We start from the raw sequence: 21906 nt of genomic DNA, 5'->3' as shown, positions 1-21906 counted from the left end.
GAATTCTCTTCGAAGAACAGGACGGGAATGTACGGATAAAATGAATAGTTCGACATGATTGCAAGCAAACAGGTTTATGCAATAACCAGCCGTTTTTGCGGGGTCGGCCTGGAAAGGTCAATCCCCGGATTTTAAGTATACTTTCCGGCATTTTTTGTTAATTTGAAGCGTGTTGTCTTCACTCTAATGATTGTATATGATACCGACTGAGGTTACCGAAAAGTTTTCACTTTTACTGCAGGATAAAAGATCACCTGATGGCTACAAAATATACATATCTGAAAAGCTCAGTCAGAACGGACCAACAGTTTTTTTTGAATTGATGGATAGCGAGACCTCCGACGCCCAGGAGAAACCAGGGCAGACATATTTGTTCAGGATCACAAAAGCCGGGTCTGTAAACGATATAACTATGTCTTTAGCTGATCTTGAGTCACAAAGTTTTACAGATCTTCAACAGGCCATTGAAACCGGGCTTCATATTCCTGCCTGAGATAAAACTTGCTTAATGAAAAAATATCTATTGGTCGCCTGCCTGGTTATGTCGTTAATAAGCCCGGCCCATACGCAACCTTCTGCATGGAAAGGCAAGAAATCGGCAGTGGTCCTCAGTTACGACGACGCGTTAAATGTTCATTTAGATAAAGTAATCCCGTTGCTGGACTCACTAAAGTTGAAGGGAACCTTCTACCTGAGCGGCTATTTCCCGGGTTGCCGGGATAGAGTTAAGGACTGGAGACTGGCAGCCGGCCATGGTCATGAGTTAGGAAATCATACATTGTTCCATCCATGCCTTGGCAATATCCCGGGCAGGGAGTGGGTCAACGCTGAACGTAAGATGGAAAATTATTCTCTGTCGGGGATGAGTGAAGAAATCAAGATGAACAATATCCTGCTTAATGCCATCGATGGAAAAACTAAAAGAACATTTGCATATCCATGTGGTGATACCAGGATCAATGATTCTTTATACCTGGATATGAAAGATTTTGTTGCGGCGCGGGGAACCAAACCGGGTCCTACTGATATCATGCAGGTTGATATCACTGACATAACCTGTACTTCAATAATGAATCATTCAGGCAGTGAGCTCATCGACCTCGTAAAAAAGACAATGACACAGGGCGGCTTACTGGTTTTTCTTTTTCATGGAGTGGGAGGAGAGCATAATATCAATGTTTCTGAACAAGCGCACCGGGAGTTGGCGATGTTTCTTAAGCAACATCAAAAAGAAATATGGATCGCACCTATGTTTGAAGTGGCTGAACATGTAAAAGATTACCAGCAAAATCATAAATCACCCTCACTATGGAAATGAAAACCTTTTCAGGCCTGCTTTACTGCAATAAATGAAAGCATCGGCCGGATTGTTATAACAGGGAAAGCCTGGCTGGAAAATAAAAGCCCGGTCATTGCGAATGTGATGACCGGGCTTTTTGAAATTGCACGCTACCAAAAAGGCTGCGTGTTACAATGACTCTGAATTGTTGCAGGCGTTCTCCGACGTTACTTCCTCATTACATTAGTCAACGTATTTACTATGGTTTGAACGATTGTTAAAATTGAGACTGATCACTGCATCCCCGACTTTTTTACCGAGACCCTGACCTGCATTAACAGAGGATGGATAATGTATACCTGCTAAGACCCTTGAATACCCGGCTTCTTTCGAATATTCTTCGAAGGAATTAAATGTGCGGGATCCATACATATGGTCATAGGTATGATCAGTAAACCTGAGATTTTTGCCAAACAGGTTTTCCATTACCCTGGCCGAAGCTGCAGAGACAAGCGCATGTGCTGCAGGATATTCAGGATGAGCCGGAGTTCCAATTACAGAGTTCCACTGGGGATGATTTAACACTGTCCTGATATAAGAAATGGGCCTCATCGTATTGTACGTATATTTTGCTTTGAGCACTGTAACAAGCGCATCATTAAGAGCAAATCCATGCTTCACATAAGCAAGTCCCGCTTCGTTAAGATTAAACTTCTTCAGAACGATCAGTTGATTGAGTATGCCGGTTGCATGTGCGGGCACATTGTAGTTCACCGGCAAATCTCCCCAGAACCTTGTTATAATGGTGTCTTCACGACTCAGACCTAAAGACAGGTTATATAAAGCAAGCGCCTGTTTGTAATATTCGGAATCAGGATGTTCTGAATATTGCATCGGGGCTGGTGCAACAGCCAACCCGGGTACACCTGGAGTAAAAGCACGGTTTGATCCCCAGCCCGGATGAATAGGCGCGCTAAGTGCCGGAGGCGTTGGGATCCACATACCAGGCCCGGTTGGCGGAATATATGAAGGTGAAGTAACATGAAGATAAGCTTCATGACCGCCGTCCGTTTTGGACCAATCGAAAATAGCAGCTGCCAGCTTTTTTCCGAATAGTTCTGATTCCTCAATGCTTTTGTTTCCTGCACCTGCACGAAACCTCGCTTTGTAAACCGCCTCGAGGGAATCAATTGTATTCACGTTGGCGGGCGACGTGTTTGCAAACAAGGATCTTGTAATCGTTGCCATGGCACTGTTTACAGAAGCCGGTGGATAAAAGGAATGTCTGTTGGCTTGTGGCAATAATGCTTTTAAAGCAATGCCGCCATTTAACTGACTGGAAAGGGAAGTGGCATCCGGGATGCCGGGTATCAGTGATTCATATAGCGTCAAGCCAGCGTAAGCGAATGACCGGCCGGAAACTACAGAATTAAAACCAGGCGTACTCATGGTAAGCCTCATTTGAAGTTTCATCCATTCTATGGCTACATCCGACTTGTGTTCTTGGACGGGTCGTGGGAATGGATCATTTTTTTTGCACGAAAGAAACACAAGACATACGCAGATCACTAATGATCCGGTTAGGAAAATCTTTTTCATGATAAGTGTTTAAATGACTGGATAAGGTTGTTTTACGGGGAGCAAAATTAACAGCATGAATGATTTTTGCCTTTGCCTTGCGGGCCAGAAAATTGACTAATCGGTCCAATATGTGTCTGTGGATGTCTGATGCTTAAATTACCGATCGATGATTTGTTATATCGATGAGGTAATATCGATCTGTCGTTTCTCTGATTAATGTCGGAATTACGGAATTGATTTGTTATTCAGTCTAACCTGATAATAAATTAGCGTGATGTCAAAATGTCTGTGAGTAGTCTCGGACAATGATGTGTTGAATGGGGTGTAGCAACTAACTGTCGTTCGTAACATTAATGTGATAACAACGAGTTGCCCGAAGTGGAAATCAGAGAAGAGCTTAACGCAAAAAAAGAACAAAAGACGTGACGGCGGATTGCAATCCATATAGTAAATCCGCCAGTTCCCCCATTGTTTTGTGCAAACTATCCATTAGTCCTTGTTTGTAAGAAACCTTTATTGTTATTTTACATCATCAACAACGGATGAAGGAACCGGAGATAAATGAGGACCGTTACTGATAAAAATCAATAAATTCAATAATTAAGATATTATAAGATTCAAAAGTACCGGAGGAGTAACCCGGAATCTTCAAGATTAAGTTTTCTCATAAGCAGTTAGTTTTGGTTTAATCCCCTTTATTCTTATCGGGGATTTTTTTTTATGTTGTTCTGCTTAAAAATAATGCGCGATTTTTTCCAGTTCAGTCTGGATTTCGTTTTGTTTTTTTTCACCGGCTAACAGAAAAGAATTTTTCGTAGTATTTAATTTTTCTTTGATGAGATTGATTTCGGATGTTGCCTGGTTGATCTCTTTTTTCAGTTCGTTGAGTTTGATGGTAAGTGCCTGCAGTTCCTGCACTTTCTTATCAATCAGCTGTTCCTTCTGTCTTACTTCCTTTTGATATTGTAAAGAATGCGCACCCTGGAAGGCATTCAGATCGCGGCCGATCACATTGAGATATTCCTGGCCGGTACTTAATAACTTTTCCTTGGTTAAACCACTGCTTTTAAGAATATTAAAAGCAGTCCGGTATTTGATCGCCTCGTCGGCAATGTCATCAATGTCAATTTTGCTATCTATAAATTCTTTGTAATCCGTGCCCTGAAACAGTGGGTTTTTGGCATTTGCTTCCGCTATCAGTCTTTCAAAATATTCTTCATGTTCAGGCATAGGGCCGGTGATCGTTCCGTCCTGCGAATAAACAGGTACCTGCTTAAGAGCCTGGGTAGGACCAGTGGATCCTGTCACGAGCGGATGCACTGTATTGTCAGGCAATGGCTGGTTCGCCGGAGTGCCGGGATTCACCGGATTAGGGCCACCGGCAGGGCTTACCGGCGTCTGTTGCGTTGGCTGTGTAGGGTTTCCAGTGGCCTGGCCAGGTACCTGCGCAGGTTGACCGGGCTTACCGGCAGCCGGGTTAGTATTGGAACCTGTGTTAGCAGCAACCGCTTTCTTCTTCTCCTCCTCATCAAAATCAATGAACGGAGTTAATAACTGCTTAAGGAAACTCATAACTGGTTATTTATTCAGAGTCAGCAAAAACCCGATGGTAAAATTGGCATCCCAGTCAAATACAAACGTATCTGTTTTTGTGGCATCAACGATGCCTTTGTAAATGTTCAGTCCGGATGCCATTCTTTTATCGGTCGGTTTATAACTTTCGGGAGATTTGAGCACAGTATATCTTTCTTCGCCCTTGCGATGTTGTTTCGCCATCATGAAGGGTACGCCACCGATGATAAATCCAACATTTCGTTTATTCTCCGGTATACGACCAGCCTTGCTTTTAACGTCGTTGTATACTGTTTCATCCGTGATCCCTTTTTCAAAATATTTTGAGCCCGATAGTTCAAGGGGTTTCAACCTGCCGCTTTCTTCCCATGAAACTTTTGTATTTCCTGAGCCGATGTCCACCAGGAAGGAGTTATCCGCAAATGGTGGTGGTACAGTTGCCCTGAATGCAAAGATGGCTTCCTGCTCAGGTGTAACATTGTTTACCACATAACCTGTTTTTTTCAACTCATCACTGATGATTTTTGTTTTGGGTTCTTTCTGTGCCCCCGAAGAGATTACAAAATGCATATTGTTCTTGGCTACGCCTTTATCAAACATCTTCGACAGGTATTTTCGCAAACCTGAACGGATATCCTCCGTAGTTGCAAGTCCCTCATAGGTCAGCGACTCACCGAAATCTTTGGAGACAATCTCCCAGCGTTTTTGATCATCCATGTTTATCACAAAGGAATTAAAGCCTGTTGCCCCCACTTCAACAACACCTTTTAAAGTGCCGTTTACCGGCTTTTCAGGGATGTAATTAAATTCTCTTTCGGTTGATTTGGCCTCAGCGGGTGTGGCTTTGGTAGTGTCGGCTGGTGCGGTGGTTTTGTCACGTTCTGGTTGAGTGGTCGAATACTCATTGCTTTCAGGAACACCCGGGCCGGCGGTCTTGGGCCTGAAGGCCAGATAAGCCAGAACAGCTATTATTACAAGGACCACAAGTATGCCTGCAGGTTTCAGTTTCATGATTTTATGTTTTTTATTGTGTTAGCTAATTATGCAATTTTATTGGCCATGGTCACAATGACCACTCTGCCTCCTTCCTCGCCTGACAATAATAATTTCTTTCCGTCGGTTATATCAACCATTGTTCCAACAGGTATGTCTTTGTTTTCAGTCAGATCCTTCAATGTGGAAAGTTGCTGATTAACAAATACCCACCTGTCCTGGTGGAAAGTAAAATAGCCCACCGGTATTTTTTGACTGGCGGTGAGTTTTTCATTTCTTGTTATGTTCCGGTTGACATGCCATTGGAAAAGGTACTGGTTATGGTAGACCATCAACCGGTGATTTTCCGGCTTCCACACATTTGGTTTGAATTGGTAGTAAAGATCAAGTACCGGCAAGGTACCTTTTACCGGCGTTCCGCAAAAAGGGCATTTGGGTGCTGCAGTGTTGTCAAAAACAAACCATTCCTGCTCGCATTTTTTATTACTGCAGGGTTGCATCAGGTCAGTCGTCTTCAGCAATGCATGTTCCCAGGTATCGGCGTTAGGACGTAAGTTTGGATTATGCAGGCCGGTAACAAAAGCCTGGTTGAAAAGCGCGCTCAGATATGGGCCCGTAATAGTGTAAGGAAGTTTATTTACATCAGCCCATGGAAGCGCCCATTTAGAAACCTGGTCAGCCTTTGGCCGGTTAGACTTATCTGTCGGGTGTTCAATGAAAACTGCTTTTTCCCCCATCGACAAAAGATCATCCTGTTCTGCATCCAGTGAGTGGACCTTTCCTCCCTTCAGCGGATGCCTGTACAACAGGTACATATATATCATAACGGCAAGAGCATGAAGATCAGTAGTACGATTAGCATGTTTTCGATTGGGATCACGGATATCCAGGTGTTTTGTTGCCAGTACTTCAGGTGCAATAAAATCAGCGGTGCCAATCACATCAGGAGGATATAATCCCGGCACAACAAGTCCATCGATATCAATAATTGTTGCTGAACGGCTGACGGGATCAACCAATACATTTTTATAGGAAAGATCCGAGTGTGCCAGGCCCGCAGAATGTAAGCGTTTAACACCTCTCGCGATCCTGACATTAATTTGAAAATAACTCAGCCAGTTGCCAAGTTCCGTTTCATCGAGACTTAACGGAAACTGTTTATGCCTGAATTTCGCGGAAGCAAACCACAACCCCTGCTTCTCTTTTCCTTTTATTCCATCACTGGCGGCATAGCCCTTTTTGAAAAAAAAGTTTTTATTATAGGTAGGCACGATGAGGCCGACTTTGTTATCGACTTCAACCATATCAAATGGCCAGCAATAAAGCTCTTTATAATAGGCTCCACCTTCGCGGTTAAAGAAGCTGTCATAATACTGGGTCACAATTTTTTTCAGCCGTTCCTTCGAATTGAAGTCCTGCTTGTCCCTGTAAAACGCTACAACAAAGGTCCGGTCTTTTCCAAAGTACACATCTTTCATTCCACCGCGCATGGGCTCACCATTATCTACATACTGGTACTCCTTACCAGGATTGATCACAGAATGTACTGTTCTGATGTTTGTACCGGAAGATTTGCTGATGTTATTTGCGTAATTCACATAAAAGATTTTGTGACATCGACCTGCTGTTCAACAAAATTAGAAAACAATGGCTAGTGTTCTGTCATCATGATTACCCGGGCTCCAGAAATCCATCCATCTGGAAAACTCCTGAACGATATCCGGATTGTCTTTATCAAGCGTTACCGAAACCTTGTCTTCATTTTTGCCGCCGAGATCTGCTAAAAATTCCTGCCATTTTTTGACATCAGCCAATGAATTTTCAACAACGAATTTGGGATCATAAATTCCGTCTGACATCATTATGAGGTAAGAAAAATCGTCAAGCAGCTTAAATGAAAACCTGGTGGCAAACTTATCGCTTCTGAATATCTCGGGCATTGTGATAAATCTCGTTCCGCCACCGAATTCACCTACGTCTATCCAGTTCAGCGAAATGACTTCGGTCTTGTCTTTGTTGATTACGGCTATAGGACAGTCCCCAACGCCAAACGATAAAAAGGCAAACCCTTCGGTATATTTTTTTACAAGGGTAAATACAAGCGTGGCGCTAAGATCTTTCAGTGCTAGCTTATTGGCAGCAGCAAATTCCTCTAATTTTTTATGCGCCTGGAACACTGCTTTGCCAAGATTGTTGTAAACGAGCCGGTTTATCTTAACTGCTACATCGTCACCGGAATTATTTTTAAACTGCGGAATCAGGTTATCTAATTCCTTCATGTTTATGATTGTGTCCTGTTCCCTGAAAAAATCCACAATGGTATTGCATGCGATGGCGGAACCTTTGCGTGATGCTTTCGCGCTTCCGGCACCATCGGAAACAACAACAATATTCCAGCCGTTTTCAAGCTCAGCGAAAGCAAAATCATCTTCCCGGAAAGAACCAACATTTGCATGTGACCTCCCACGTTTTGAAGAGACCAATAAGTGCAGTGGGCCGAGGCGCGTAAATACTGTTACATCATCTTCTTTCCACCACGGATCCGTCTTATCGCTGTCAATTGTCTTCCATAAACTCCTTGGATCAGGATTGATGATGAGGTTAATTACTTTCTCACCAAAGGGTTGCTCCGGAGGCTGGCCTGCGATCTTAAATTTGAATATGATTTTATGATCCCCACTCAGGGGCGGAACGCCGGTTATTAATTTTAATGTCGGATCGTATCTCAGCCCCAGTTTGTCGAGGCCTTCAAATTCGAATTCTGAAATATCCTTCCAGTTTAACAAGTCAAAGTCAAAACGTGCTTCGTATGGTTTTCCTACTGTGCCATTAGGAATACGAACCGGCTGCTGCCTGATATCAGCTATCCTGTTTTCCATTTTCCACTTTGCCATGAGCTGATCCTGATTTTGTATAATGGTGGAAATTGACCTGAGGTTGTTTTCATCCTCTACAAATCGATCCAGCAACTGCTTCCTGTTTGCAGGGACCTGGATATTATTATTTTTTAACAGTGTAGTTACCAACTGCGTAGCATCACTCATCCCATCGGTTTTGTAAAAAACAATATGATTCAGCCGGAATACAGAACGGATCAGACAACGATATTCAGTTCAGAGGGCGGTGGTGGAAGTTCACCGATCCCAGTCACCTCTTTGCCGGCATCTTCAACCTTCGTGGAGGTAACACCGATAGAAGCACTGACCCAGGTGAAGAACTTAGCTATACTTTGACTATCTGCCGTATCAAGGGTCACGACATTTTCAGTAATTTGTTTGAGAAGATTAGCATCCGCTCCGGGACCAGCGGCGCAGGCGACTGTAAAAGCAACTTTGCGCTTTTTATATTCTTCCAATCCGCTTTGCCAGTCATCTGTTGGTATACCGTCAGTCATGATAAAGACCAGTGGTTTCCAGTCACCTTTTTGCTCGGGGGTGGTTTTGACAACCTCCGAGTCAATAGACTTCGAAACATTCTTCAATGCTTCACCAAGGCAGGTTGTGCCCGAAGCTTTGATATCTACCATTTGGAAAGATGCAAGGTCTGTAAGCGGAACCACCTGCCTCGCTTCACTATCAAATGTAATAATACTGATATAAGCGGTTTCAATAGCCTGTGGGTTCTGACGTAGGGAACTGATCATTACCTGTACTCCATTTTTAACAGCTTCGATCGGTTCGCCGGTCATAGAACCTGACGTGTCTAATAGCAGGTAAACAGGTAATCTTCTCATGATGAATTTGTTTGTTGATTGTTTTTGGAAAAAATAAATATACAGAAAAGCTATGCAATTCACATACCGTTGCAATAGTTTAGCATATAGTTCGCTCTTCCAACAACAAATTCATTAGAATTTCACGGGAGATTGCTGTTCAAACAGTTATTTGATTATCATACCGGGTCTTATGTTGATCATCAGATAGGCCCAGTTATTACTGTGGTTGGGATTGGTTACATTTTTTACTTCTGCAGTGGTGAGACTGTTTGTGCTAAAATAATGACTATAGCCCAGCTCGAGCTGAATGATCCCGGTAAGTGCATAATTCAGAACGAAGTCGAGCTCTGTACCGAAATTTCTTTTCATCAACTTTTTGTTTTGGTCGTACACTGCACTGGCACTGAAGAATTGGTGAATGTCGGCGTTGAGTTTTAATTTTTGATTAGCCTGGTAAGAAGATTTTAAATAGTAGTCCTGCAACCCTTTGTTGCCAAAAGTATTGGCAGCATAGTAATAATCCATCAGTCCCCAGAATTTGTGAGGAGTACCGTATAAAGGATCAAAGGCATGCGAAGTAGATCCTGATTTGCCACCAGATGTAAAGTCAGCGCCCGGGCCGGCAGAAAATCTTTTATCAAACTTATATAACATGCTGGCGGATAACAGGGTGGCCGATAAAGCCTGGTTATCGGACGTTTTTCCTCCCTGGTAATACGCGGCACCGGTAAGCGATATGCGATTGAAAACATTTGTAAAATAAAGGCCGGTGGTGAATCTCGACCAGCTGCCTTTGCTCCAGACTTTATTTTTAACTGAATCGAGGGTGTATTTATTGAACTGATCACTGAAAAATAAGGCTGAAACAGCGCCTGCAGGAAGTTTGCGGGATACATGCATATATTCAAAACTCTTGTACATGCTGCCGCCATTTGTATTGGTGGGATAATTGCCGGGAGATGTGGCATTGTAGATGGTGCCACTGCTGTTTTCTTTGTTCTGATTGAAAGCAACACCGCCCTGGGCTTCCCATTTACCCCGGGTATATTTAACAATAGCAGCATCATGATGCCTGGCTTGCTGCAGCCAGTCAAGGTTTCCAACCAGCCGGTGGTCATCAAGGATAAGTTCCTGGCGCCCGATCTTCAATTCCAGTTGCTCTTTTTTGTTGGTGGTATCGGTAAGGCTGATCTGTGCCCAGGCTTCGTGCAACATCAACCCATTATTATTTTGTGTCGTACTCCGGTTTATTGTTGATACATCCTGGCCCCAGACCCTCACATCCTGCACCACCACCCCAAATTTTAACCGATAGGTATTAAATCCCAAATTCAGCCGGGTGCGCTGTGAAATAAATCCCGCAGGATCGGCCTCCTTAGGAATCGGTGACCCCTGGCCATTCCGGTATTCACCCCTCGTCCGAAGCTGGCCAGTCACGCTGAACTGTGCTACTGAATAAAAGGATGACAATAGCGTTAGCAGCAAACAGTAAATGAAAGCAGTTTGATTTCTCATGTTGGTTTTTTTCTGAGTGGAAGGCGGAGATTCATTATTCAACAACATCTGCGGCACTGACATCGATGTAAACGAGGCCATTTTCAATTTTGACGGGATAAGTCTGAATAGCACACTCATCACCGCTTAAACATTCACCGGTAACCAGTGAAAAGGTTTTTTTGTGAAACGGGCAGGCAACCTTTGGTTCATCGCCGCGCGTACCGATCATTCCCCGGCTTAGCGCCATTTGTTTCTTATGCGGACATTCATTTTGCGTGGCATACCATTTGTCGGGCCTGGGAAAATAGAAAAGTGCGATCTGTGTATTTTTATATTTGACACAGACACCTGCATTCAGCACCGCATCCTCAACGCGGCATGCAGCAAACCATCGGGCTTCATTTAATAATAAGGCTTCACTGTTGTGATTCATCAATATATTGTTTTGTTCCTGGAACCGGTACCTGGTATGTAGGTACCGGGATTGAAATGAATTGGTGTTCGGAAGAAGTGAAAGATGCAGGACGCTATTTATCAACCGGGCTGTTTTGCCAGTCAGCAGGTTTCTTCTGATGGCGGAATTCAACGAACTGCACGGCAGGATCCTTTTCCTGGGGAGCATTCACGAAGTGGTTGAATCTTTTTCTTATCTCAGGGTTTTCAATGGCTGCTTTCCATTCGCATTCATAAGAATCAACCAGCAGTTGCATCTCAGCTTCCCATTTTTTACCCATGCCAAGGCTGTCATTCACCACTACATTGCGGAGGTAATCAATGCCGCCTTCCATTTTATTCAGCCATGGAGCCGTTCTTGTTAATGTATCAGCAGTGGAAATATAAAACATAAGAAAGCGGTCAATATACCGAATACAGGTTTCGCTATCGACATCTGAAGCAAGCAATACAGCATGTTGCGGATTGCTGCCGCCGTTGCCACATACATAAAGGTTCCAGCCTTTCTCAGTGGCTATGATACCAAAGTCCTTGCTTTTTGCTTCTGCGCATTCTCTTATGCAACCTGAAACACCGGACTTGATTTTATGCGGCGCACGCAAACCACGGTATCTTTCTTCGATCCTGATGGCATAACTAACGCTGTCGTGTAGCCCAAAACGGCACCAGGTTGAACCGACACAGCTCTTTACGGTTCGCAGCGCTTTACCATATGCATGTCCACTTTCAAAACCTGCAGCTATGAGTTCTGACCAGATTAAAGGCAGGTCGCTCACATGTGCGCCAAATAAGTCAATTCGTTGTCCCCCGGTAATTTTTGTATAAAGATTATATTTCTGAGCTACCTGCCCGATGACTATCAGTTTTTCCGGGGTGATCTCACCGCCTGGTATCCGCGGCACCACTGAATAAGTTCCACCTTTCTGGATGTTTGCAAGAAAACGGTCGTTGCTATCCTGCGACGCATCGCCCCCTTTCTTTAAGATCATTTCGTTCCACAAACTCGCGGTTATTGATGCAACAGCAGGTTTGCAGACCTCACATCCTTCGCCCTTCCCGAGTTTCGCAAGAATATCATCAAATGTTTTCAGCTGATGTATTTTAGCAAGATCAAATAGTTCCTGCCGGCTATAGGCAAAATGCTCGCAAAGAATATTACGTACATATTTACCCTGTTGTTTCATCGTATGCACCATCAGGTCCTTAACCATGGGTACACAACCCCCGCAACCGGTTCCTGCTTTCGTGCATTTTTTTATTGAGTCGATGCTTTCACATCCCTGGTCCGTTATTGCGCATGCAATCGCATTTTTTGTAACGCCTTCACAGCTGCAGATCACTGCATCATCTGGCAATCCTGCTACGCCGCTTCCGGCCGGTTTCTTATTGTCTGCCTGTGGAAACAAAAGCCCGGTAAGATCCTCTGGTAATAACATCCTGTTTTTACAATGCTGTAATAACATGTTATATTGGGAAGCTTCCCCAACCAATATTCCACCAAGTAAATATTTGCCGTCTGCCGTTATGTTTAGTCTCTTATAGATTCCATTCACTTTGTCTTCATACAACACTACCCTTACCTTATCGCCCGTAATAAAAGGATCTCCAAAACTCGCAACATCAATTCCAATTAATTTGAGTTTGGTACTCATGTCAAAGCCCTGGAACGACTTCAGACGGGTTGCAGGTTTCGGTCCGAATTTATTACAGATGTTGGCAACAAGGATCTCCGCCATGTCATAGCCGGGGGCAACCAGTCCATATATCATATCCTTATGAAGCGCACATTCGCCGATTGCAAAAACGGCGGCATCGCTTGTTTGCAAATGATCATCGATAACTATACCACCGCGCGGTCCTGTTGGCAGGCCACATGCTACAGCAAGTTCATCCCTTGGTTTGATCCCTGCGGAAATGACCAGCATATCGATACCGAGTTCACTTTCATCTGCGAACTGCAGTCCCGTTACATTTTCGTCACCCAGCACCTGGTAGGTGTGTTTGAGTGTATGAACACTAAGACCCAGCGCATTCATTTTTGTGCGTAGTATGGCTGCACCTGCATCATCCAGTTGTCTTGGCATTAACCTTGGGGCAAATTCAATCACGTGTGTTTTCTTTATCCCGAGGTCGAGCATGGCTTTCGCCGCTTCAAGCCCCAACAAACCTCCTCCCAGTACTGCCGCTTTCCTGGCAGTTTTGGCATAGTCCCTGATCAGGTCAAGGTCCTCGAGCGTCCGGTAAACAAACACTCCTTTTTTCTCCAGTCCGTGAATTGGTGGAACCATCGCAGACGAGCCGGTGGCAAACACCAGCAGATCATAAGCAATGGTAACTCCCTGGAAGCTCGTAACCGTTTTTACTTCCCGGTCAATTTTGACGATAGGATCACCAAGATGCAGGTCAATGTTATTTTCGTCATACCAGTTCTTGTCTGCCATTGAAAGATCACCCGCATCCTTACCCGCAAAATATTCACTCAGGTGGACCCTATCGTAAGCAGGGAGATATTCTTCGCCGAAAACAATGATTTGAAAACTACCGGGTGCACGGGCTACGATCTTCTCACAGAACTTGTAACCGACCATGCCATTTCCAATGACGACTATTTTCATAATAGAGTGTTTGTATGTGAAATGGCAAGCAATCGATGTATGCAAAAATTGCATAATATTATATTTCAAGCAAAGGTTGGAGGAGGTTGGGCAATTCGTAAGCGCCTTGGCAAATTATTACATGATAAATTTAAGGTTATTTGGAATAATTTTCCAAACTTTACCAGAATAATATTACATATATCTAATCTTTATATAATGATCGAGTCAAAACTATACCTTGTAGGCGCCGGACCAGGCGATCCTGAGCTTATCACTTTAAAGGCAATCCGTGTATTGGAGAAAGCAGATGTTGTTTTGTACGATGCGTTGGCCAATGAGGATTTGCTGGCTTACTGCAAAAATGCCAAAATCACAAGGTTTGTAGGTAAACGATATGGATGTCACGCATTAAGTCAACAGGAAATTAACTACCTCATTCTTGAGCATTGTGCACTCTATCCAAATGTGGTAAGACTGAAGGGTGGGGATCCTTTCATTTTTGGCCGCGCCCAGGAAGAGATCGATGCGGCCCGGAGCGTCGGCATAGCCGTTGAGATTGTGCCCGGTATTTCCAGTGCGCTTGCAGTGCCGGCCTCGCAGAATATTCCGCTTACCTGCCGGGGAGTGAATGAAAGTTTCTGGGTGGTTACAGGTACAAACCGCGACAACAAACTCTCGGGAGACATAAGATTGGCAGCCCAATCATCAGCAACTATAGTAATCCTGATGGCAATGAGTAAACTTGAAGCAATCTGTGATATATTTATAGAATATGGGAAAGGGGAAACACCGGCAGCGATTATCCAGGACGGAACCAAACAAGATGCGAAGATGGTTAAAGGCACTATTAAAGATATTGCCTTCAGAGCCGCCGCAGCGGGATTGCAAAATCCGGCAATTATCGTTTTTGGTGAGGTTGTAAATATTAATTCCGCAATGATCAACCATAATTTAATAGAAAAATCAATGCATAACACGGCACGGGAAACCGGGCAGGTGCTCGTTCAAATTGATAAATGAAGAAAGTAAAAGCAACGTTTGACAGGCAGCCCGAATTTGTTTATTCCAGGTGTATGCCTGAATGGTGGCCCGCCCTTGACGCGCAAAAACAAATAGTTCAGTTCAGAAAAGGCGAATTGATATTCAAAGAAGATGAGCCGGTGATGGGCGTTTATTTTGTGATAGATGGAGTAGTAAAGGTGCATAAACACTGGATAGAAGAGAAGGAATTAATTATCCGGTTTGCAAAAGCAAATGATATTATCGGGCACCGTGGACTTTCCTCTCACTCTCATGTATACCCGATTTCTGCGACAACCCTTACGAACGCAACGATTTGTTTTCTTGATTTGCCTTTTTTTTACTCAACACTTAAGGTGAATCCAAATTTCATGTTTGATTTCATGATGTTTTTTGCCGATGAACTGCGGCTATCGGAGCAAAGGATGCGGGATCTCGCCCACATGCCTGTCAAGGAACGTGTGATGAAAACTTTGTTAACGATTGAGAGCAAATTCGGTAAAAATGATCAAGGGTTTATCAGCTTCGATATCAGCAGGCAGGACATTGCTGCTTATACAGGGGCCGCATATGAAACTGTGTATAAACTGCTGGCGGACTTCACAAATTCCGGCCTGATAAAAACAGAAGGTAAAAGCATAGCAATCATCTCAGAATAATTCCGGGAGGGCGCCGTGCCTGTGTCCGGAAACTTTCCGCCAAATGCATTTCCCGGTCGCAATGGTCTTCTTGTCAAACCGTCGGCTCTTTTTGACAAGTTAAAAAGCTGTCAAAAATGTGTGATTTTTCGTTCGCCTGACCATTTTTTAGAAACTTGCTGTTTTAAGCCAGAAGAGCGAACTTTGGCATAATAGTTTTGTTACTTTGCTTGAGATAAACCGGGCTTATGCTGCGATTTTTAATATTTATTTTATTCGCTTCTCTTTCTTTGAAGCAGGTAGCTACCGGCTTGCAAATGCCCGTTTCGGAAGTATCAGAATTTTGTTCTCCCTGCGATGAAGGGGAAAAAGAAAAAGAGGGCAAATCTGGTGAGAAGAGCCAGAATGAAGATAAGTTCCAGGTTATAGCCTGGGAACTTTGCACTTTCGTTGGTTTAGGCGAAAGCAGGATGCCTGCCCTTAATCGAACCCCCTATCTGAGTTTTTTAGAACAGCCCAAAACACCTCCACCCAATTTTTTATAATCACTACCGCTTTTTGTTACCCCGATCCGGAAGCCACCCGGTTGCGGCGGGTAAGTAATCAAATTTTATAATGGATGCTGCGCAATGCGCTTATCGGTCCTGTGGATCAAAACGGTTGTTTCAGATGCCACGGGGATTCGAAATTCCTTAACTGATACCCACTAACAATTTTTTGTATGAAAGCAGTCAACATGCAAAATCTAAAATCAGATCTTTCTTCCGGTATAGTCGTTTTTTTGGTGGCGGTGCCACTATGTTTGGGCATAGCGCTGGCTTCAGGCGCCCCTTTTTTCAGCGGCCTCATAGCCGGAATTATAGGAGGCATTGTTATCGGCGCATTAAGTAATTCTCATTTAAGTGTAAGCGGACCCGCAGCAGGGTTAACCGCTATAGTTGTTGCTGGTATCTCCCAGGTCGGTTCGTTCAATGTTTTTCTTGCTGCAGTTGTGCTGGCGGGTATATTCCAACTGGTGCTGGGTTTCCTGAAGGCGGGAAGTATTGCAAACTATTTTCCAGGCAGTGTCATCAAAGGAATGTTAACAGCCATAGGAATTATCATTATCATTAAACAGCTGCCTTATGCGATCGGGTATGACGCGAGTCAGAACGTTTCAGATGCTGCTGCTGATAATTCTCCGGGATTCTTCGGCAACCTGGTTAGTGTTATTCAGAACATTCATCCTGGTGTAACGATAATCACTGTGGTCTCTCTGGCTACGCTCATTCTGTGGGACAAACCATTTATGAAACCCCTGAAAATTATACCTGGGGCGTTGGCCGCCGTATTGATCGCGGTTCTGCTAAACCTGATGTTTGCCGCTTTTTTCCCGTCACTGGCGCTGGATAACAGGTTTCTTGTACAGATACCTGTTGCGCAAAGTCTGAACGAGTTTGCGGCACTCTTCACCTTCCCTGACTTTTCAAGGGTTTTCTCAAAGGATGTGCTGCTCACCGGGGCAACTATTGCGGCGGTCGCTTCGATAGAAACGTTGTTGTGTATTGAAGCGGTCGATAAATTGGATCCACACCGGAGGATAACTGATCAGAACCGGGAGTTGAAGGCGCAGGGAGTCGGAAACATTGTTTCAGGGATGCTCGGTGGACTACCTATAACCAGTGTTATTGTACGTTCATCTGCAAACATAAATGCAGGAGCCAGAACGAAAATGTCCACCATCATCCATGGCACGCTGATACTTGCATGCTCCGCCCTGATTCCATGGGTGCTCAACAAAATCCCTTTAGGTGCACTCGCTGCGATCCTGCTTGTTACCGGGTACAAACTGGCGAAAATTTCGGTATTTAAATCTATGTACAGTAATGGTCGTTTCCAGTTTCTTCCATTTATCGTTACAGTGGTTGCAGTTGTCCTTACGGATCTGTTGACAGGAGTAGCGCTGGGACTGTTGGTCAGCATGTTCGGGGTGATGTATGTCAACATGAAGAATCCATACTATTTTCATAAGCGAAACTACCATCCCGGGGAAAAGATCACTATCACTTTATCTGAAGAAGTGACTTTCCTGAACAAGGCGAGTATAAAACTTACGCTGGATCAGTTGCCTGCTGGTTCCTATGTTACAATCGATGCGTCAAATACCAAGTACATCGACTTTGATGTGATGGAAACAATAAAGGACTTCAAAGAAATTCAGGCTCCGGAGAAGAACATTTCCTGCGAACTAAGAGGGTTCAAACAGAATTACCCATTAGATAATTCCCATCACGTTACTTTATCTGTGATTTCCCGCGAGCATACCGCAGAACCACCTGATCAACACAAATTCGCAAGAGTTGAATAAGCAAGCTGCGGGTACATTTAAACATCATGTCAGTTAATGTGCCCGCTAACTTTATAAGAACGTTTAAATTTTTTGACACTAAAACCAGATTTTCAAAATCAATTAAAGCCACAATAATGAGAACAATTAACAAAGAGTCACAGGAAAAGATTACCCCCGCCCGCGCATTGCAGATTTTAAAAGATGGAAACAAGCGTTTTGTTCAAAATCTGAAACTGAACCGTAATTTCCTGGAGCAGGTTAATGAAACCCGTGACGGACAGTGGCCATTTGCAGTCGTATTAAGTTGCATAGACAGCCGCACTTCTGCAGAATTAATATTTGACCAGGGGCTTGGCGATATATTTAGTGTGCGGATAGCTGGGAACATTATTAATAGTGATATTCTTGGAAGTATGGAATTCGCATGCAATGTGGCAGGTTCTAAATTCATCATGGTGCTTGGTCATTCAAAATGCGGTGCAATCAAAGGTGCATGCGACAATGTGCAGATGGGAAATCTCACGGGACTGTTAGCGAAAGTTAAACCGGCAGTTGAAGCAGAAACCACAACCTCTGAAAACAGGACCTCAGCGAATGCTGAGTTTGTGGAAAATGTGTCCAGGATCAATGTTATGAAAGGGGTGGAAGAGATCCTGAGTCGTAGCCCGATCCTGCGGGATATGGTGGAAGAAGGTAAGATAGGAATTGGTGCAGCGATGTATGATGTTACTACCGGCCAGGTTGAATTTTATGATGAAAAGACAGTTGTTAAAGAAGCGGGGGAGATGGCAGTTGTGAATTGATACAAAACAATAGGAGATCCTTGCCTTTTTTGAAAGGAATGGATTAATTTTATCGCTATGAAGATTGTAGCATTAATTATTATTGGTTTTGTGTTATGTTCGGCAATAACACCGTCGCCTTATGCCCCGGTCCAGAAAGACAAATTAGCTGAGAGTATAGCCAGGGGAAAAACTATTTATGTCGAAAGATGTATGAGCTGCCACCAGGAAAAGGGTGAAGGCATAGAAGGTAGTTTTCCACCCCTCGCCAAGGCTGATTTTCTTACAAAGTCACTGGATAAATCAATCTATGCCGTAAAGTTTGGTATGGAAGGAAAGATCACAGTGAACGGAAAGGAGTATGATAACCTTATGCCAAACCCAGGCCTGGAAAACAATGAAATTGCAGATGTAATGAATTATATCCGGAATGCCTGGGGTAACTCTTCTGCCAAAAAAATGGTCACCGAAGAAATGGTAAAAGCCATTCCCGAGAAGAAGTAGCCAGAAGAGGAAATGAAGTAGCTGCGTACAAACGTAGCTGCGTAAAAACAGGGAGTAGCTGTATAACAAAATGAAGTAGCTATACAACCAAACAAGTAGCTATACACCGAAACAAGTAGCTATACATCGAAACAAGTAGCTATACATCGAAACAAGTAGCTATACAAAAAACAAGTAGCTATACAAAAAAAAACACGCGCGCCATTGATACCGGCGCGCGTGCTATTTTATAAGTATTCACTAACTGACTTTGGATGGATTCTGTAAAGTGCTCTTAGGTTGTTTGGGATTAAAAACCGGGTGCTCAATAAAAGGTTGATCCTTTATACGTTTGCCCGTTGCTTTGAAAATAGCGTTGGCTACAGCGCCGCCTGTTGGTGGCAGTGCCGGCTCACCAAGTCCTGTGGGGTCAATACCATTATTCACGAAATGTGTTTCGATCCCAGGGATCTCTCTCATTCGTATCAGCCGGTATGAATTATAATTCTTTTGTTCTGTTTCTCCGTCTTTGAATGAAAGTTTTCCAAACATGGCGTGCCCGTACCCATCAACCACTCCGCCCATTACCTGTTGCCTCGCGCCACTTAAGTTTATTACCTGTCCACAATCCGAAACTGCAGTAATGTTCTTCACGACCGGGATACCTTTTTCCATCACCACATTACAAACCTGTGCAACATAAGATCGGTGTGAAAAATAAACACTGAATCCCTGGAAGACTCCTTTTTGTTTTCCCCAATTGGATTTTTCAGCAGCGAGTTTAGTTACGGCAATCATCCGGTCAATGTCATATTTGATTGCACCGGCAGGAGCAGTTTTTGCTTTCTGAAACAGATCAAGCCGGAACTGTACCGGATCTTTTTTAGCAGCATAGGCAACCTCATCAAGGAACGACTGTTCTGCAAAAGCGAGGAAGTTTGTTATAGGTGCCCTCCATGGTCCGGTAGTTATCGGTGAACTATGTTCCACTGATTCTATCAATAAATTGTCGACAGCACCGGCAGGAAAATTGTCCTGACGGGTAGGATTACCAGAATTTATACCGACTCCACGCAACTTATAACCAATCATATTGCCACTGGCATCCAACGCAGCTTCGAAACGATAACGTACAGCTGGTCGGTAACTGCCACCTGTCATATCATCTTCCTTGGACCAGGTTACTTTCACCGGGGCTTTTACAATGCTTGATAACTCGGCAGCTTCAGTGACATAATCAAACTTCAATCTTCTTCCGAATCCGCCACCCAGACGGGTGATGTCAAGGGTTATTTTATCTTCAGGAATATTCAGCAACTTGGAGGTAGCCGCCCTCGCACTTCCGGGTGTTTGCGTTGGCCCTACAAGTTCTACACCGTCAGGCCGGACATGCGCAAAAAAGTTCATCGGCTCCATCGGGCTATGCGGAAGAAATGGACATTGATATTCGCTGGTTACGATCTTAGCTGCTTTACTGAAAGCAGCATCTACATCTCCATCTTTTCTTTCTGTTTTTGCCTTACCTTCTTTGAGAAGGGTTACAAATAGTTTGTCGTGATCTGTGCTGCTTTCAAGGTTGCCATCTTTTTCATATTCAATCTTCAGCGCCTTCCGGGCTTTCATAACCTGCCAGGTGGATTTTCCGACAACTGCTACGTTGTTTCCAAAAGTCACGACATCGGTAATACCCGGCATCGCTTTCGCAGCACTGGTATCAACTGATTTAATTTTTAATCCGAATGCTTTTGGCCGCTGGATCATCGCATGCAACATTCCTTCACGATAAAAATCAAGGCCAAACAATGGCTTACCGGTATGGATATCGCTATTAGCGACATTCTTTACGGCAGTACCTATCAATTTAAAATCTTTGGGATCCTTAAGCTTTACTTCTTTTGGAACGGGGATAGCCTTTGCTTCTTCAGCAAGTTCTCCGTATCCAAGTTTTTTTCCGCTTGGCGTATGAATAACAAAACTGTTTGCCGCTGTACATTCAGTTGAGGGAACACCCCAACGTTTTGCCGCTGCTTCGATAAGCATAAACCTTGCGGTACCACCTGCGTTTCTCAACAGTTTCCATGAGTGTGGTACGGCCCCGCTACCACCGGTAACCTGCCTGTCGAAATCAGAGGTATTAAGTTTTGCCTGAACAACTTTTACTTTTGTCCAGTCAGCGTCCAGTTCCTCTGCAACTATCATCGGAAACGAAGTCATGATGTTCTGACCCAGTTCCGGGTTAGGAGAAAGGAGGGTAATTACACCATCAGTGGAAATAGAAAGATAACTGTTGAAACCAACGTTGCCGGTGATGCCTGTGATACCTGCAGTATCAACAAGCGTTGCAGCTGAAACTTCTTTAGCAAACCAATCAAACCCAAGCAGTAGTCCACCGGTTGTTAGTGTAGATAGTTTGAGAAAATTTCTGCGGCTGTTTTTTATTGGACTTGACATAATTATATTTTTTTGCTGGCTAAAACGACTGCTTCACGAATACGATGGTATGCACCGCATCTGCAGATATTTCCGTGCATGGCTGTTGCAATTTCTTGTTCCGTCGGGTTGGGATTTTTTTTCAGCAGCGCCGCCGCGGTCATAATTTGTCCCGCCTGGCAATAACCGCATTGTGCAACATCAACTTCATCCCAGGCCTGTTGAACCGGGTGGTCACCCTTTTCAGACAAACCTTCAATAGTGGTAACCTCAGCAGTTTTCACTCCTGAAACCGGAAACATACAGGAACGTGTTGCTGTCCCATTTACATGTACCGTGCAGGCACCACATTGTGAGATGCCGCAACCATACTTCGTACCTACAAGTCCCAGGTGGTCTCTGAGCACCCAAAGAAGAGGAGTATCTGCCTCCACATCGGCAGTGTAGGATTTGCCATTGATTTTAAGTTGATAACTGGCCATATAGAATTCTTGAATGTTTATATTTTGCGCTGGCCTGCTAAAGTCAGGCAGCTGA

General features: G+C 44.0%; 19 protein-coding genes. 8 read left to right on the top strand and 11 right to left on the bottom strand.

All coding sequences use genetic code 11. The features are described 5' to 3' along the window. Window positions 1-196: 196 nt before the first annotated feature. Together ACX0G7_RS18965 and ACX0G7_RS18960 are read left to right on the top strand one after the other, a co-directional pair. Window positions 197-493, top strand: coding sequence for a hypothetical protein (locus tag ACX0G7_RS18965; protein WP_458925094.1), 297 nt, complete (start codon window positions 197-199; stop codon window positions 491-493). Between the two features lie 15 nt (window positions 494-508). Further along, window positions 509-1318 carry a polysaccharide deacetylase family protein gene (locus ACX0G7_RS18960; protein ID WP_458925093.1) on the top strand — a complete coding sequence of 270 codons (810 nt, stop codon included), beginning with the start codon at window positions 509-511 and terminating at the stop codon, window positions 1316-1318. Between the two features lie 204 nt (window positions 1319-1522). On the opposite strand, the gene ACX0G7_RS18955 is transcribed toward ACX0G7_RS18960, so the two are convergent. The 9 genes from ACX0G7_RS18955 to nirB form a co-directional block, all read right to left on the bottom strand. Beyond that, the gene (locus tag ACX0G7_RS18955) at window positions 1523-2878 is read right to left on the bottom strand and encodes a vanadium-dependent haloperoxidase (protein ID WP_458925092.1); all 1356 of its coding nucleotides are present in this window, start codon (window positions 2876-2878) and stop codon (window positions 1523-1525) included. 714 nt (window positions 2879-3592) lie between these two features. Then, the gene (locus ACX0G7_RS18950; RefSeq protein WP_458925091.1) at window positions 3593-4432 is read right to left on the bottom strand and encodes a hypothetical protein; all 840 of its coding nucleotides are present in this window, start codon (window positions 4430-4432) and stop codon (window positions 3593-3595) included. Between the two features lie 6 nt (window positions 4433-4438). Next, window positions 4439-5443, bottom strand: a complete 1005-nt coding sequence (locus ACX0G7_RS18945; RefSeq protein ID WP_458925090.1) for a hypothetical protein — start codon at window positions 5441-5443, stop codon at window positions 4439-4441. 29 nt (window positions 5444-5472) lie between these two features. After that, the gene (locus ACX0G7_RS18940) at window positions 5473-7023 is read right to left on the bottom strand and encodes a protein kinase domain-containing protein (protein WP_458925089.1); all 1551 of its coding nucleotides are present in this window, start codon (window positions 7021-7023) and stop codon (window positions 5473-5475) included. 39 nt (window positions 7024-7062) lie between these two features. Continuing rightward, the gene (locus tag ACX0G7_RS18935; protein WP_458925088.1) at window positions 7063-8469 is read right to left on the bottom strand and encodes a PP2C family serine/threonine-protein phosphatase; all 1407 of its coding nucleotides are present in this window, start codon (window positions 8467-8469) and stop codon (window positions 7063-7065) included. Between the two features lie 50 nt (window positions 8470-8519). Next, window positions 8520-9158, bottom strand: a complete 639-nt coding sequence (locus ACX0G7_RS18930; protein ID WP_458925087.1) for a vWA domain-containing protein — start codon at window positions 9156-9158, stop codon at window positions 8520-8522. Between the two features lie 147 nt (window positions 9159-9305). Continuing rightward, window positions 9306-10655: an alginate export family protein gene (locus tag ACX0G7_RS18925; RefSeq protein WP_458925086.1), complete on the bottom strand. Its 1350-nt coding sequence runs from the start codon at window positions 10653-10655 to the stop codon at window positions 9306-9308. A 34-nt stretch (window positions 10656-10689) separates the two neighbouring features. Next, window positions 10690-11175 (bottom strand): nitrite reductase small subunit NirD, encoded by a 486-nt coding sequence (gene nirD, locus ACX0G7_RS18920; RefSeq protein WP_458925085.1) that lies wholly within the window; start codon window positions 11173-11175, stop codon window positions 10690-10692. Continuing rightward, window positions 11165-13705, bottom strand: coding sequence for a nitrite reductase large subunit NirB (gene nirB / locus ACX0G7_RS18915; RefSeq protein ID WP_458925084.1), 2541 nt, complete (start codon window positions 13703-13705; stop codon window positions 11165-11167). The genes nirD and nirB overlap by 11 nt, the downstream gene beginning before the upstream one ends. 198 nt (window positions 13706-13903) lie before the next feature. Between nirB and cobA the strand changes: the two genes are divergently transcribed. The 6 genes from cobA to ACX0G7_RS18885 all read left to right on the top strand — a co-directional run bounded on the left by cobA (window position 13904) and on the right by ACX0G7_RS18885 (window position 18960). Further along, window positions 13904-14707, top strand: coding sequence for a uroporphyrinogen-III C-methyltransferase (cobA, locus tag ACX0G7_RS18910; protein ID WP_458925083.1), 804 nt, complete (start codon window positions 13904-13906; stop codon window positions 14705-14707). Further along, window positions 14704-15366, top strand: coding sequence for a Crp/Fnr family transcriptional regulator (locus ACX0G7_RS18905; protein ID WP_458925082.1), 663 nt, complete (start codon window positions 14704-14706; stop codon window positions 15364-15366). Before cobA ends, ACX0G7_RS18905 begins: the two co-directional genes overlap by 4 nt. Before the next feature lie 227 nt (window positions 15367-15593). After that, window positions 15594-15890, top strand: coding sequence for a hypothetical protein (locus tag ACX0G7_RS18900; RefSeq protein ID WP_458925081.1), 297 nt, complete (start codon window positions 15594-15596; stop codon window positions 15888-15890). A 176-nt stretch (window positions 15891-16066) separates the two neighbouring features. Further along, a complete protein-coding gene (locus ACX0G7_RS18895) occupies window positions 16067-17692 on the top strand; it encodes a SulP family inorganic anion transporter (RefSeq protein WP_458925080.1) in 1626 nt (541 codons plus the stop codon). 116 nt (window positions 17693-17808) lie between these two features. Beyond that, window positions 17809-18477: a carbonic anhydrase family protein gene (locus tag ACX0G7_RS18890; RefSeq protein WP_458925079.1), complete on the top strand. Its 669-nt coding sequence runs from the start codon at window positions 17809-17811 to the stop codon at window positions 18475-18477. 57 nt (window positions 18478-18534) lie between these two features. Beyond that, entirely contained in the window at window positions 18535-18960 is a 426-nt protein-coding gene (locus tag ACX0G7_RS18885; protein WP_458925078.1) for a c-type cytochrome, read from the top strand. Between the two features lie 240 nt (window positions 18961-19200). Here ACX0G7_RS18885 and ACX0G7_RS18880 read toward each other — a convergent pair whose 3' ends face one another. Both ACX0G7_RS18880 and ACX0G7_RS18875 read right to left on the bottom strand, forming a co-directional pair. Then, a complete protein-coding gene (locus ACX0G7_RS18880) occupies window positions 19201-21390 on the bottom strand; it encodes a xanthine dehydrogenase family protein molybdopterin-binding subunit (RefSeq protein WP_458925077.1) in 2190 nt (729 codons plus the stop codon). A gap of 2 nt (window positions 21391-21392) precedes the next feature. Continuing rightward, entirely contained in the window at window positions 21393-21851 is a 459-nt protein-coding gene (locus tag ACX0G7_RS18875) for a (2Fe-2S)-binding protein (RefSeq protein ID WP_458925076.1), read from the bottom strand. Window positions 21852-21906 lie beyond the last annotated feature (55 nt).

Source organism: Flavitalea antarctica, from assembly GCF_054461535.1.
Note: the sequence above shows the minus strand (reverse complement) of the source record. Positions and strands in the feature narration are given on the sequence as shown.

Coding starts and splice junctions, on each gene's coding strand:
- ACX0G7_RS18905 (WP_458925082.1), top strand. CDS start 14,704: ATGAAGAAAGTAAAAGCAACGTTTGACAGGCAGCCCGAATTTGTTTAT.
- ACX0G7_RS18950 (WP_458925091.1), bottom strand. CDS start 4,432: ATGAGTTTCCTTAAGCAGTTATTAACTCCGTTCATTGATTTTGATGAG.
- ACX0G7_RS18955 (WP_458925092.1), bottom strand. CDS start 2,878: ATGAAAAAGATTTTCCTAACCGGATCATTAGTGATCTGCGTATGTCTT.
- ACX0G7_RS18885 (WP_458925078.1), top strand. CDS start 18,535: ATGAAGATTGTAGCATTAATTATTATTGGTTTTGTGTTATGTTCGGCA.
- ACX0G7_RS18875 (WP_458925076.1), bottom strand. CDS start 21,851: ATGGCCAGTTATCAACTTAAAATCAATGGCAAATCCTACACTGCCGAT.
- ACX0G7_RS18890 (WP_458925079.1), top strand. CDS start 17,809: ATGAGAACAATTAACAAAGAGTCACAGGAAAAGATTACCCCCGCCCGC.
- nirB (WP_458925084.1), bottom strand. CDS start 13,705: ATGAAAATAGTCGTCATTGGAAATGGCATGGTCGGTTACAAGTTCTGT.
- ACX0G7_RS18925 (WP_458925086.1), bottom strand. CDS start 10,655: ATGAGAAATCAAACTGCTTTCATTTACTGTTTGCTGCTAACGCTATTG.
- ACX0G7_RS18880 (WP_458925077.1), bottom strand. CDS start 21,390: ATGTCAAGTCCAATAAAAAACAGCCGCAGAAATTTTCTCAAACTATCT.
- ACX0G7_RS18935 (WP_458925088.1), bottom strand. CDS start 8,469: ATGAGTGATGCTACGCAGTTGGTAACTACACTGTTAAAAAATAATAAT.
- ACX0G7_RS18895 (WP_458925080.1), top strand. CDS start 16,067: ATGAAAGCAGTCAACATGCAAAATCTAAAATCAGATCTTTCTTCCGGT.
- ACX0G7_RS18945 (WP_458925090.1), bottom strand. CDS start 5,443: ATGAAACTGAAACCTGCAGGCATACTTGTGGTCCTTGTAATAATAGCT.
- ACX0G7_RS18960 (WP_458925093.1), top strand. CDS start 509: ATGAAAAAATATCTATTGGTCGCCTGCCTGGTTATGTCGTTAATAAGC.
- ACX0G7_RS18965 (WP_458925094.1), top strand. CDS start 197: ATGATACCGACTGAGGTTACCGAAAAGTTTTCACTTTTACTGCAGGAT.
- cobA (WP_458925083.1), top strand. CDS start 13,904: ATGATCGAGTCAAAACTATACCTTGTAGGCGCCGGACCAGGCGATCCT.
- ACX0G7_RS18930 (WP_458925087.1), bottom strand. CDS start 9,158: ATGAGAAGATTACCTGTTTACCTGCTATTAGACACGTCAGGTTCTATG.
- ACX0G7_RS18900 (WP_458925081.1), top strand. CDS start 15,594: ATGCTGCGATTTTTAATATTTATTTTATTCGCTTCTCTTTCTTTGAAG.